Origin of the sequence: Mycobacterium sp., assembly GCF_035314905.1 — a bacterium.
Classification (GTDB): Bacteria; Actinomycetota; Actinomycetes; order Mycobacteriales; family Mycobacteriaceae; genus Mycobacterium.
Map to the genome: position 1 here is coordinate 1 of NZ_DATFYW010000153.1, position 12,281 is coordinate 12,281.

A 12,281-nucleotide genomic window follows, 5' to 3' on the forward strand; every position below is an offset into this window, starting at 1 on the left:
ATCGGACCACACAGCAGCGCGAGGAACTCGTCACCACCGAGCCGTGCGACGACATCCCCGGCGCGTACACCGTGGCGTAATCGCTGCGCCGCGATCCGGATCAAGTCGTCGCCCGCGTCGTGACCCATCGAGTCGTTGACGGTTTTCAGGTTGTCGAGGTCGACGAACAACACCGCCGCCACCGCATCCCGGTCGCCACCGCGCAACGCCTGCGACAGACGGCTCACGATGTGCGCCCGATTCGGCAGGCCGGTCAGCGAGTCATGCGACGCCTGGTAAGCGAGCCGTTCGCTTGCCATCCGCTGCGCGGTGATGTCGGTGAACGAGAGCAGCACCGCGGAGTGATCGGGGTCGTCGGGATTGAGCTGGCGGCAGCTCGACGACAGCCAGATCCGTTCGCCGGTGTCGACCCGGTCCACCCCGATGACAAACGTGCCTTCGAGCTTTCGTCTGCCCAGCATCTGCGCCAGCGGCCGCTCGTCGTGGCTGAGCGGGTGGCCGGCGGGGTCGTAGACGGGGAACAGGGCGACGCGGTTCGCCTTGTCGTACACACCGTCTCCGGGCCGGATGCCCAAGATGCGCAGCGCCGCGGGATTGAAGGAGTCGATCCGCCCGTCGCCGCCCACCACGACGACGCCGCCGTCCAGCGACGACACGACTGTTTGGAAGTGCTTCTCCGCGCGGCGCAGCGCGGTCTGGTCGGTGCAGGCCAAAACATACCCGTTGTCCATCGCCGCGGCCGAGACCCGCACCGCCAACGCGGTGCCGTCCAGGGCGCGGTGGGTGCTGTGAACGACGCCGCCATCGGCGACGACGGCCGCCGGGTCGAGCGGCGCGCCGACGGCCTCGCTGACGGGGATGGCGAGAGCTCTCGCCGCCGGCCGGCGATAGATGGCCTCAGCCGCGGGATTCCAGCTGGTCACCATGCCCGAGAACGTCGTGGCGATGATCGCGTCGCTGACATGGCTCACCAGCGCGGCCTGGTAGCGCAGCGTCGCCTCGGCGGCCTTCTGTGCGGACAGGTCGCGGAATATCACCTGGTAGGCGGGCTTTCCCTCCCACACGGTCAGCACGGAGACGGCCTCCACGGCAAGGGTCGTCCCGTCGAAGCGCAACATCAACGCCTCGGACGGCTCGGATGCGTGCCCCTCCGCACGAAGCGCCGCGATCCGCGCCAGCATCGGGGGAACGGAATCAGGGTGGACGAATTCGGTGATCAGGTGGCCCACCAGCTGGTCAGCGGATCGCGCCGCCATCCACTGCGCCGCGGCCGCGTTGACGTAGACGAGGCGGCCGCCCTCGTGCACAACAATGGCGTCGGGACTGTGATCGACCAGGCGGCGGTAGCGCTGCTCGGCCAGTTCGGCCCCCGAGTGCGGGGCGCCGGGGACCGGACCCGCCGCCGAGTCGGCACCTGCGTCCGTCACCGCACCAGTCCATCACAGAGTTCAGCCGCGTCACCCCTACTCACAGGTAGCTCGCAGGGTGAGCCCGAAATAACAGTCTTCAACCGCATCAACCGCCGAAGATATCTGGTGAACAACGATCAGTTCGACGTTAATCGATATAAAGATCCGCCCACCTGACTCGAGAAAGCAAGGAACGACATGGACAAGCAGAAGATCGCCATCACCGGCATCGGCGCAGTGACCGGATACGGCTGGGGCGCGGACCAGCTGTGGGACGGGTTGTTGAGCGGCAAGCCCGCGGCGAGCCTGGTCCACGGATACGGCCCAACCGGAGACCAATCGGTCTGGCTCGCCCGGGTTCCCGCCGGGGGCGACCCGACCGACGGCGAGAGCCGGTCGGCCCGCGCGATGCGTGCGGCGGCGCGCGAGGCCATCGCCGACGCGAGCGATCGCGGATGGTCGCCCGGCCGGCGGGTCGGTGTGCTGCACGCCGTCGTACTGCCCGAGATCGAGGGGTGGCGCGAGTTCTATCTCAACGACGGCGGACGGCGACGAGTCCGTGACTACCTGGCGCTGATGCCGTCGACCCCCGTGTCGTTGCTGATGCAGGAGTACGGGTTCCACGGCCCCGCCATGAATGTCTCGGCGATGTGCGCGTCGGGGAACGCGGGAGTGATCACCGCCAAGATGTGGCTGGACGCCGGCCTCGTCGACGACGTCGTTTTCGTGGCCACGGACCTGTCGCTGACCCCGGAGAACGTCGATCACTTCACGCGACTGGGGGTGGCTGTCGTCGACACCGAACCGCTCGACGCGTGCCGGCCGTTCCAGGAGGGCAGCCGGGGATTTGCGGTGGGTGAAGCGGCGGTGGCTTTCGTACTGTCAGGCCGGGGACACCTGCCGTATGTAAATGTGCTGGGAGGGGCGATGTCCCACGATGCCCACCATGTGACGTCCGTCGATCCGGCGCGGGTTCACATCGACGAGTGCGTGCGTGACGCGCTCGACAACGCCGGTGTGCCCGCAGAGCGCGTCCGTTATCTCAACGCCCACGGTCCCGGCACGAAACAGTGCGATAGGGCCGAAAGCGGGGTGCTCGACGACGTGCTGGCCGGGCGAGCGCAGATCTACTCGGTGAAACCGCTCGCGGGACACTGCCAGGGGGCCGCTGCCGCGGTGGAGATCGCCGCCGCCGCCCTGGGTTACGAGCACGGCACGGTTCCCGCACCGCCTGCGGTTGCCGCCGGGCATCCGCGGCTGCTCGACGGCCCCACGCCCATGGTCGACGGAATCACGTTGAAGACGTCGCTGGGCATGGGCGGGCAGAACTCCGCGGTGGTTCTCGCACCGTGCGCCGCGTAACGGTAGGCGCATGATGTCCTCATGGCAGTCGGGTGGAACAGTGCGGTCGCCGTCGAGAACGGCCCCGTCGTGGGCTCGGTTGCGGCGGCGGGCAGCGTCGCGGTGGCCGGGTCGGTGGCGGCGGCGGGCGGTGTCGCGGTGGCCGGGTCGGTGGCGACCGCCGGCAGCGTCGCGGTGGCAGGCTCGGCCGCCACCTCCGGCAGCGTCGGGGTCGCGTTCTCGGCAGGCACCGCGGGCAGCGTCGGGGTGATCGCCAGTCTGCTGACCGTGATGTGTGTGGCCGTCCGGGAATGCGTGGCGTGCGTGGCGTGCATCGCCTGCACCCGGTGCGTGGCCTGCATCGGGTGTGTGCGCTGCACCGACTGTGTGGGCTGCGTCGGCTGCGTGAACTGTTCGGGACTACGGAATGTGAAGGGCGCCCGAAGCCTGCGGGCCGAGCCCGCCGCGTGAGTGAGACTAGTCGCCCGGCCAGGGCCAACCCGGTCCCCTGCCCCGCCCGTAACCCGGGCCGGACGGGTACCACCGCGAGTCGGGCTCGTGGTAGGAGGGTCGCGGGCCAATTCCCAGAACCCCCGGAATGATCGGGATCACCGGGGACGCGGGTGCGTAGCCGGGCGCCGGCCCATAGCCGGGCGCGGGCCCGTAGCCGGGTCCCGGCCCGTAGGCGGGCGCCGGCCCATAGCCGGGCCCGGGTCCATAGGCCGGCGGCTGGCCGTAGCCCGGCGGGTAGCCCGTCTGCGGGTAGTCGGGCACGGCAGCGGGGGCGGGTGCCGGCGGGAGCGCCGCCGGGAGGGGCGCAGGCGGCGGCGCGGCCGGCGGCGGCGGTGCCGCCACGGGAGCCACGACCTGGGCCGGTTTCGGTCTGACAACCGGCGCCGGCGCCACGACCGGTGGCAGCACCTTCTGCGCCGTAACTGCCGGCGGCGGCGCCGCCTGCGGGGGCGGTGGCGCTGCAGGAGGCGCCGGCACGGCGGCAGGCGGCGGTGCGGGGGGTTTCGCGTTGTCCACCGTGGGAGCCGCCGGTGCCGCGACGTTCGGCGGGACCACGCCGGCGCCGGGGTTGGGGCGGCTGTCGACGGTCGGGCGGATGCTCACCGCCAGCGAGATCACCAGCGCCACGACGCCCACCATGAAGATCGCGGCCATCGTGCTGCCGACGAGCATGAACGGCTTGCGGCCGGACTGGTGACCGGGCGAAGCCAACGCGGCCGCAAGGTCGGCCTCCGAGTAGGCCGTGGGGCCGGTGGTGGCGTCGGGATCCTGCGAATACGCGAGGGCCGTCGTCGACGGGTCGAAGTCGGAGAGGTTGGCGGATGCGAGTGCCGCCCCCCGAGCAAGCGCCATCTCCGCATCCGACGGCGCGCTCACCGGGATCGCCACCAGGTCTTTCACCCGCTCCTTCACGGCGGCGACATCGTGGCCCGAACCCACCACGAACATGCCGTCCGGCTGCGACGGATGGCCGCCGAGGCCCGTCACCATCGCCGAAAGCACGGCCAGCGTGTCCGCGTCGGCCAACGGGCGGCCGTCCACCTTGACGATCGAGCCGTCGGCGGTGTCGACAACCGACAGCGTCGCGGTGTCGCGCCCGACGAGCAGCAGGGCGGTCTTCGCGTAGCCCACCAGGCCGCCGGCCGCTTGCGCCAGCGCGGCCGCTGCCTGCAACTCCGATACCAGCGTGACGCCGTCGATGCCCCGAGCCGCCAGGGCCTCCCGCAGTTCCGCCGCTTCGGCGCGGTCGCTCCACGTCACGCCGGTGGAACTCAGGCGATGACCGCCGGCGTCCGCGCCTTCGCGCGTGCCGAGGATCGCCGCGATGACGTGATCGGTGGCGCTCGACGTTGCCTCCCCGTCGGAAGAGACGACGTCGAAGATGTCGTGCTCGACCGTCGCGCCGTCGGCCTTTTCGCCGTCAACCAGCACCATCCGGACCGTTGTTGGTGTCATCGACACACCAAGAACGATGTCCATTCCCCCTCCAAAACCGTTGCCGTAGCAGCCCGGTCACCCGGAGGCCTCCTTAGACGCTGCTCAATTAACGCTACCCGCAAATCATGATTCTGGGCGCCCCGACGGGAAAACGCTTCGACGAATTCCGGGGCCTGTCGGTGCGGCCCGCTAATGTTTGCGCCGACGACAGGAGAGTCGGATGCCAACCCCAATTCGATTACCGCCGTCATCAATCCGATGAGGCAATCCACCGCCGAATACTGGTTCTGGCGCCTCGGAGCGGTGCTGGCCTGCGTCGGAGTCGTGCTGACGCTGGTTGCGGCGCATCGCAGCATGTTGTGGGCGGGGCTGATCGCGGACGCGGTGATCTTCGCCGCCTGGGCCGGGCTGCCCTACTGGGCGGAAGCCCGCCGGGAGGCCAAGTACGTCAAATCCGGCTTGCGGGAGATCGACGCGATGACCGGACACGACTTCGAGAACTACGTGGCGGCAAAACTGCGGGCAGCCGGCTACCGGGTCGCGATGACCCGGGCGACGGGCGACTTCGGCGTCGACCTGATTGCCCGGAAGGGCAAGGAACGCATGGCCGTCCAATGCAAACGCCACGGCCGGCGGGTGGGCGCGGCGGCGGTCCAGCAGGTGGTCGCCGGATCGCTGCTGCACGGGTGCACGTCGACGATGGTGGTCTCCAACCAGGAGTTCACCCCCGCGGCGATCGAGCTGGCACAGGTGCACTCGTGCGAGCTCGTCGGCCGCGGGCGGTTGCCGAAATGGGTCCGCCGCCGCTGAAGGTCAGACCGCGACCAGATCGTCGGCGTGCACGGCCGGACGGCGCAGTTCCGGCGGCAGCTCCGATGTCGAGCGGCCGATCATCGTCGCAAGCTCGGTCGCGTCGTAGGCGACGACGCCGCGGGCCACCACGTTGGCGTCGGGCCCGTGCAGCTCGACGACATCGCCGCCGTAGAACCGGCCCGACAGCGCGGTGATGCCCGCGGGCAGCAGCGACCGGCGATGCCGCAGCACGGCACGCACCGCGCCCTCGTCGAGGACCAACGCGCCGGCCGCTTCCGCGGCATAGCGGACCCAGAACCGGCGCGCCGACATCCGGTGCGGGCGCGCGGCGAACACCGTGCCGACCGACGCGTCGGTCAGCGCGGTCGCCGCATCCGAGGCGGCGGCCAGCAGCACGGGAACCCCGGCGTCGGCGGCCAGCGTCGCCGCAGACACCTTCGACGCCATCCCGCCGGTGCCCAGGCGGCTGCCGCGGCCCGCCACCACTTCGTCCAGGTCGTGCGGGCCGCCGACCTCGGCGATGAAGCGGGCGTTCCCCTTTCGGGGGTCGGAGTCGTAGAGCCCGTCGATGTCGGAGAGCAGCACCAGCGCCTCGGCGCCGACCAGGTGCGCCACCAGCGCAGACAACCGGTCGTTGTCGCCGAACCGGATCTCGTTGGTCGCGACCGTGTCGTTCTCGTTGACGATCGCGACCGCATGCAGGGCACGGAGCCGGTCCAGCGTGCGCTGGGCGTTGGTGTGCTGGACGCGCATCGCGATGTCGTAGGCGGTGAGCAGGACCTGGCCGACGGTGCGCTGGTAGCGGGCGAACGCCGCGCTCCACGAGTTGACCAGCGCGACCTGCCCGACGCTGGCGGCGGCCTGCTTGGTTGCCAGGTCGGCCGGGCGACGGGTCAGGCCGAGCGGTTCGATCCCGGCGGCGATCGCCCCGGAGGACACGATGACCACGTCCGAGCCGGCCTTCATCCGGGTCTCGATCGCATCGGCCAGTTTCTGCAGCCTGCTGACGTCGAACACCCCCGACGGCGTGGTCAGCGCCGTGGTGCCGACCTTGACGACGACGCTGCGGGCCGTGCGCACCGCTTCGCGGTGGGGCGAACTCACCGCGCCTCCCCCCGACGGCGGCGCTCGCGACGGGCCGCCTTGCGCTCCGCGGCCGACACCCGGTCGCTGCGCTCGAGCCGGGAGTCGGTTCCGCGGCCCGACGGCGCTACATCGACACCTGCGGGGGTCTGCGGCTCCCAGTCGAACGTCATGTCGCCGATCGTCACCGCGCAGCCGGGCCGCGCGCCCAGACGCAGCAACTCATCCTCCACGCCCAGGCGCGCCAGCCGATCACCGAGATAACCGACGGCCTCGTCGTTATCGAAGTTCGTCTGCAGCACCCAACGTTCGGGCCGCATCCCACGCACGATGAACGCGCCGGGCTGCTCCGGATCGGGTTCGACCGTGAACCCGCTCTCGTCGACCGGGACCGGGCGGATCACCGGCCGCCGGGGCGCCTGGGCGGGCTGGGCCGCCCGGTACGCCCCGACCATCTCAGCCAGTGCAAAGGTCAACGGCCGCAGCCCTTCCCGAGTCTGCGTCGACACCTCGAACACCGGCCAGCCGTACCGGCCCGCGATGTCGTCGCGGACAAAATCGGCCAGCTCCCTGGCTTCTGGAACGTCGATCTTGTTGAGCACCACCGCCCGCGGCCGGTCCGACAGATCGCCCAGGGTCGAATCACCTTGCAGCGTAGGCGTATACGCCGCCAGCTCGGCTTCCAGCGCGTCGATGTCGGAAAGCGGATCGCGGCCGGGCTCCATCGTCGCGCAGTCGACGACGTGGACCAGCACAGCGCACCGCTCGATGTGCCGAAGAAACTCCAGGCCGAGTCCGCGCCCCTGCGACGCGCCCGGCACCAGCCCCGGCACATCGGCGACGGTGAACGAGTCCTCCCCCGCGGACACCACGCCGAGGTTCGGGGTCAGCGTCGTGAACGGGTAATCGGCGATCTTCGGCTTGGCCGCCGACAGTACCGACACCAGCGACGACTTGCCGGCCGACGGGAACCCGATCAGCCCGACGTCGGCCACGGTCTTCAGCTCCAGCGTCAGGTCGCGGGCCTGGCCTTTTTCGCCCAGCAGCGCGAAGCCCGGCGCCTTGCGGGCCCGCGACGCCAGCGCGGCATTGCCGAGCCCTCCGCGGCCGCCCGCGGCGGCCTCGAATCTGGTGCCTGCCCCGACGAGGTCGGCCAGCAGCCGGCCGTTCGGATCGAGCACGACGGTGCCGTCGGGCACCCTGACCTCGAGGTCGTCGCCGTTGGCGCCGTCGCGGTTGGCGCCCTGACCCTGCTTGCCGGAGGGGGCCGCGACATGCGGATGGAAGTGAAAGTCCAGCAAGGTGTGCACCTGCGGGTCGACGACCAGCACGACGCTGCCGCCGCGGCCGCCGTTGCCGCCGTCGGGGCCGCCCAGCGGCTTGAACTTCTCCCGATGAACGGATGCGCAGCCGTTACCGCCGTTGCCCGCGCGGGCGTGGATCACGACGCGGTCGACAAAGCGGGCCAAGGCTGTCCGCACCGCCTCGAGGCGCGGTCAGTCGGTCGCGCGCGCGACGGGAACGATGTCGACCGTCTTGCGGCCGCGCCGGACGGCGAACCGGACCGCGCCGGGCGCCTTGGCGAACAGCGTGTCATCGCCGCCCCGGCCCACGTTGACACCGGGATGGAAGTGCGTGCCGCGCTGGCGGACCAGGATCTCGCCGGCCTTGACGACCTGACCGCCGAACCGCTTGACGCCGAGGCGCTGCGCGGCTGAGTCGCGGCCGTTGCGCGAGCTGGAAGCGCCCTTCTTGTGTGCCATGTGTAGTCGCCTCCCGCTAGTTGATGCCCGTGACCTTCAGCACGGTCAGCTGCTGACGGTGACCCTGCCGCTTGTGGTAGCCGGTCTTGTTCTTGAATTTGTGGATCCGGATCTTCGGACCCTTGGTGTGCTCGAGGACCTCGCCGGTGACGGAGATCTTCGCCAGCGCGTCGCGGTCGCTGGTGACGTCGGCCCCGTCGACGACGAGCGCGACCGGCAGCGACACGGCCGCGCCGGGCGCCGAGTCGAGCTTCTCGACCTTGACCACGTCGCCGACGGCAACCTTGTACTGCTTGCCGCCGGTCTTGACGATTGCGTACGTCGCCATCCGTTCCTCTTCTTCAGTCGCCATCCGTTCCTCTTCTTCATCTGCTTCATCTGCTTCATCTGCGGACACGCGCGCTCGTCGGGAGGTACGCGTGCGGGTCTGGGGGTGCGGGCACATGCTGCGGTGAATGCTCATCGCCGCTGTCCCGCTGTCGCCGGCGTCCGCCTGGCGACAACCGTTCAAGGTTACGTGACCAGCGCCTACAGGGTCAAACCGCTGCTCAGCTGTCGTGGCCCGGCGGCCCGGCGGGACGCACGGCGGCGCGACGCCGGCGGGGACGCGCGACCGGTGCCGCCGCACTCACCGCAGGCTGGTCGGGTCCGGATTCCCCGTCGGCTTGGCCGTCGTAGTCGGCTTCCGAGTCGTCGGAGACCTCCGACTCGTCGGCGTGGTCCGAGTCCTCGGAGACCTCCGACTCGTCGGCGTGGTCCGGGTCCTCGGAGTCCCCGGAGTCGTCGGAGTCGTCGTCGGAGTCGTCGGAGTCCCCGGCGTCTTCGGCGTCGATGTCCTCGATGTCGTCGTCGAAGTCCTCTTCGTCGTCCTCATCTTCGTCGTCCTCATCGAGTTCGTCCTCGTCTTCGTCCTCGTCCTCGTCTTCGTCCCGCTCGTCCAGGTCGTCGTCCTCGAGGTCTTCCTCGGCCAGCTCGAGGACCGCCTCCTTGATGGTGTCGACGTCCTCCTCGAGGTCCTCGTCGACCGCCTCATCGACGTCCTCGTCGGTGTGACGGCCGTTCGCGGCCGCCATCGCCTTGAACATCGGGTGCTCGCCCGGCGCGTGCGCGGGCACCTTGGCGATCGCCGGCTCCTCGCCGCGGCCCTTGCGCGAGCGCTTACTGCGCCGGGATTCGGACTTGCGGCCGATGCCCGGCGTCGACTCGACCGGATCGGCGTGCAGCAGGAGCCCGCGGCCACCGCAATGCGGGCAGGACGTGGAGAACGCCTCGAGAAGGCCGGTGCCCAGCCGCTTGCGGGTCAGCTGCACCAGTCCCAACGACGTCACCTCGGACACCTGGTGCCGGGTGCGGTCGCGGGCCAGCGCCTCGGTGAGCCGCCGCAGCACCAGGTCGCGGTTGGATTCCAGCACCATGTCGATGAAGTCGATCACGACGATCCCGCCGATGTCGCGCAGCCGCAGCTGGCGCACGATCTCTTCGGCGGCCTCGAGGTTGTTCTTCGTGACGGTCTGTTCGAGGTTGCCGCCCGACCCGGTGAACTTGCCGGTGTTGACGTCGACGACCGTCATGGCCTCGGTGCGGTCGATCACCAGCGTGCCGCCGGACGGCAGCCACACCTTGCGGTCCATCGCCTTGGCCAACTGCTCGTCGATGCGGTGCACGGCGAACACGTCGGGCCCGTCCGGCGAGGCGGGCTCGTACTTGTTCAGTCGCGGAACCAGATCCGGCGCAACGTTATCGACATAGCCGTTGATCGTGTTCCAGGCATCGTCGCCCGACACGATCAGGCCGGAGAAGTCCTCGTTGAACAGGTCCCGCACCACCTTGACCAGGACGTCGGGTTCCTCGTACAGCGCGACCGCGGCGCCGGCGGCCTTCTGGGTGGTCTCGGCGGCCGTGGCCTCGATCTGCTGCCAGCGCTCCTGCAGCCGGGTGACGTCGGCGCGGATGTCGTCTTCCTTCACGCCCTCCGACGCCGTCCTGATGATCACGCCGGCATCCGGTGGCACGACCTCCCGCAAGATCTCCTTGAGCCGCTGCCGTTCGGTGTCGGGAAGCTTGCGGCTGATCCCGGTCGACGACGCGCCCGGGACGTACACCAGGTAGCGCCCGGCCAGCGACACCTGGGTGGTGAGCCGCGCACCCTTGTGCCCGACCGGGTCCTTGCTCACCTGCACCACGACGTAGTCGCCGGGTTTGAGGGCCTGCTCGATCTTGCGGTTGGCACCGCCGAGGCCGGCGGCTTCCCAGTTGACCTCGCCGGCGTACAGCACGCCGTTGCGGCCCCGGCCGATGTCGATGAACGCGGCCTCCATCGACGGCAACACGTTCTGCACGATGCCGAGATAGATGTTGCCGACCAGTGAGGCCGACGCGGGGCTGGTCACGAAGTGCTCGACGAGCACGCCGTCCTCTAGCACCGCGATCTGGGTGTAGCGGGCGCCTTCGTGCGGCGGTTCGGTGCGGACCCTGTCGCGCACGACCATGACGCGTTGGACCGCTTCGCGGCGAGCAAGGAATTCGGCCTCGGTGAGGACCGGGGGCCGGCGGCGCCCGGCGTCCCTGCCGTCGCGCCGGCGCTGGCGCTTGGCCTCCAGGCGGGTCGATCCGGCGATCCCCTGGATTTCGCCGTTCTGCCTGTCCTGCCGGGACTTGTCCTGCGTGCGCGGCGCCCGCTCGTGCACGACGGTGTTGGGCGGGTCATCCGGGGCGCCGTTCGCGTCGGGCTCATCCCCCGAGCCGGCCTTGCGCCTGCGACGCCTGCGCCTGCGGCGGGCGGCCCCCTCCGACGCGCCGCCGTCCTCGTCGGCGCTCTCGTCGTCACCCTCGTCGGTGTCCCCGGCCCGGCCGTCGGCCTCCCCCTCTGCCGAGTCGCCGTCGGTGGAGTCGTCTGACTCGTTGCCGCCCTGCTCCCCACGGCCACGGCCGCGGCCCCGCCGGCCGCGCCTGCGCCGGCGGTTGGCGGGCGGCTCGGACGGCTCTTCGCCGGATTCGTCCTCGTCGAACCCCTCGTCGGCGTCCTCATCGGGCTCGGCCGTGTCCGGCTGCACCGGCTGGGGCGCGACGAACAACGGCAGGTAGTCGGTCTGCCGGACCTCGGCCTCGGCCTCGACCTCGACAGGGGTCTGGGAGGTCGACTCGCCGGTGGCGGCGTCGCCGGTGTCCCGGGCGTGCGCCGGGGTGTCGGACGGTTCGCCGCCGGATGAGGCGAGCGCCTCCCGAACCCGCGCGGCGTCCGCCTTGTCCACCGTGGACGCGGCGCTGCGGGCGCGCCCGTCGAGGTCATTCAGCGCGTCGAGGACGCGTTTGCTGGTCGTGCCGAGAAAGCGGGCAAGGGTGTGTACCCTCAGCCGGTCCGGCAGATCCTCTTCGTGCCAGGTGATTTCGGGGAGGTCCTGAGATAGATCATCGTCGGTCACGTATTCTCCTCAAGCCCCCGGGCGCGTCCGGTAGACGCGGCCACGCGAGGGCTATCGCTATGAACCCGGGTCGGTTTATCCCGAGCTTGTATGGTCTCGCTCCGAGCGGCTCGGGTGAACCCACTCGGTGCCTGGCTGAATGACGGCTATGACGGTCGGCGCCGCATCGCGCAGTAGCGATGGTCGCGCTCGCCTAAGCCTTCATTCGGGCGTCCGGCCCCGAATGACGCCGGTTGCCCAGAGCCAGTATCCCACACCGCTGCCAGTGGTCGGCCCCGGGCGCTGTTCAGTCCGTGTTCAGCGCTTGTTCAGGCCGGGTGTCCAGGCGCGTGTTCAGGTACGTGTTCGGGCGGAAACCACAGGGCGATCTCGCGCTCGGCCGACTCCGGCGAGTCGGACCCGTGCACGAGGTTGTGCTGGGTCTGCAGCGCGAAGTCACCGCGGATCGTGCCCGGGACGGCCGCCTCGACCGGGTCGGTGCCCCCGGCGATCTGCCGGAA

11 protein-coding genes are annotated in these 12,281 nt (G+C 70.4%); 3 read left to right on the forward strand and 8 right to left on the reverse strand.

Features of this window, described 5'->3' with window-relative positions; all coding sequences use genetic code 11:
- Positions 1–1,427, reverse strand: a 1,427-nt coding sequence (locus tag VKG81_RS13110; RefSeq protein WP_324396547.1) for a sensor domain-containing protein, incomplete at its 3' end; no start/stop codon positions are given.
- Positions 1,428–1,607: 180 nt separating this feature from the next.
- On the opposite strand from VKG81_RS13110, the gene VKG81_RS13115 reads away from it, so the two are divergent.
- Both VKG81_RS13115 and VKG81_RS13120 read left to right on the forward strand, forming a co-directional pair.
- Positions 1,608–2,771, forward strand: coding sequence for a beta-ketoacyl synthase N-terminal-like domain-containing protein (locus VKG81_RS13115; protein ID WP_324396549.1), 1,164 nt, complete (start codon positions 1,608–1,610; stop codon positions 2,769–2,771).
- Between the two features lie 21 nt (positions 2,772–2,792).
- Positions 2,793–3,221 (forward strand): hypothetical protein, encoded by a 429-nt coding sequence (locus VKG81_RS13120; protein ID WP_324396551.1) that lies wholly within the window; start codon positions 2,793–2,795, stop codon positions 3,219–3,221.
- Positions 3,222–3,227: 6 nt separating this feature from the next.
- Here the strand turns inward: VKG81_RS13120 and VKG81_RS13125 are convergent, their stop codons facing one another.
- Positions 3,228–4,742, reverse strand: coding sequence for a DUF7159 family protein (locus VKG81_RS13125; protein WP_324396552.1), 1,515 nt, complete (start codon positions 4,740–4,742; stop codon positions 3,228–3,230).
- A 216-nt stretch (positions 4,743–4,958) separates the two neighbouring features.
- Here VKG81_RS13125 and VKG81_RS13130 point away from each other — a divergent pair, with 216 nt between their 5' ends.
- Positions 4,959–5,510: a restriction endonuclease gene (locus VKG81_RS13130; RefSeq protein WP_324396554.1), complete on the forward strand. Its 552-nt coding sequence runs from the start codon at positions 4,959–4,961 to the stop codon at positions 5,508–5,510.
- Between the two features lie 3 nt (positions 5,511–5,513).
- On the opposite strand, the gene proB is transcribed toward VKG81_RS13130, so the two are convergent.
- The 6 genes from proB to VKG81_RS13160 form a co-directional block, all read right to left on the reverse strand.
- Positions 5,514–6,617 (reverse strand): glutamate 5-kinase, encoded by a 1,104-nt coding sequence (proB, locus tag VKG81_RS13135; protein ID WP_324396556.1) that lies wholly within the window; start codon positions 6,615–6,617, stop codon positions 5,514–5,516.
- Entirely contained in the window at positions 6,614–8,065 is a 1,452-nt protein-coding gene (gene obgE, locus VKG81_RS13140; RefSeq protein ID WP_324396558.1) for a GTPase ObgE, read from the reverse strand. The genes proB and obgE overlap by 4 nt, the downstream gene beginning before the upstream one ends.
- Before the next feature lie 27 nt (positions 8,066–8,092).
- Positions 8,093–8,359: a 50S ribosomal protein L27 gene (rpmA, locus tag VKG81_RS13145; protein ID WP_324396560.1), complete on the reverse strand. Its 267-nt coding sequence runs from the start codon at positions 8,357–8,359 to the stop codon at positions 8,093–8,095.
- Between the two features lie 16 nt (positions 8,360–8,375).
- Positions 8,376–8,687 (reverse strand): 50S ribosomal protein L21, encoded by a 312-nt coding sequence (rplU, locus tag VKG81_RS13150; protein WP_324396566.1) that lies wholly within the window; start codon positions 8,685–8,687, stop codon positions 8,376–8,378.
- A gap of 220 nt (positions 8,688–8,907) precedes the next feature.
- Positions 8,908–11,781, reverse strand: coding sequence for an Rne/Rng family ribonuclease (locus VKG81_RS13155; RefSeq protein ID WP_324396562.1), 2,874 nt, complete (start codon positions 11,779–11,781; stop codon positions 8,908–8,910).
- 308 nt (positions 11,782–12,089) lie between these two features.
- A partial coding sequence (locus tag VKG81_RS13160) for a nucleoside-diphosphate kinase (RefSeq protein WP_324396564.1) occupies positions 12,090–12,281 on the reverse strand: 192 nt, incomplete at its 5' end.

Coding starts and splice junctions, on each gene's coding strand:
- VKG81_RS13115 (WP_324396549.1), top strand. CDS start 1,608: ATGGACAAGCAGAAGATCGCCATCACCGGCATCGGCGCAGTGACCGGA.
- VKG81_RS13120 (WP_324396551.1), top strand. CDS start 2,793: ATGGCAGTCGGGTGGAACAGTGCGGTCGCCGTCGAGAACGGCCCCGTC.
- VKG81_RS13125 (WP_324396552.1), bottom strand. CDS start 4,742: ATGGACATCGTTCTTGGTGTGTCGATGACACCAACAACGGTCCGGATG.
- VKG81_RS13130 (WP_324396554.1), top strand. CDS start 4,959: ATGAGGCAATCCACCGCCGAATACTGGTTCTGGCGCCTCGGAGCGGTG.
- rpmA (WP_324396560.1), bottom strand. CDS start 8,359: ATGGCACACAAGAAGGGCGCTTCCAGCTCGCGCAACGGCCGCGACTCA.
- rplU (WP_324396566.1), bottom strand. CDS start 8,687: ATGGCGACGTACGCAATCGTCAAGACCGGCGGCAAGCAGTACAAGGTT.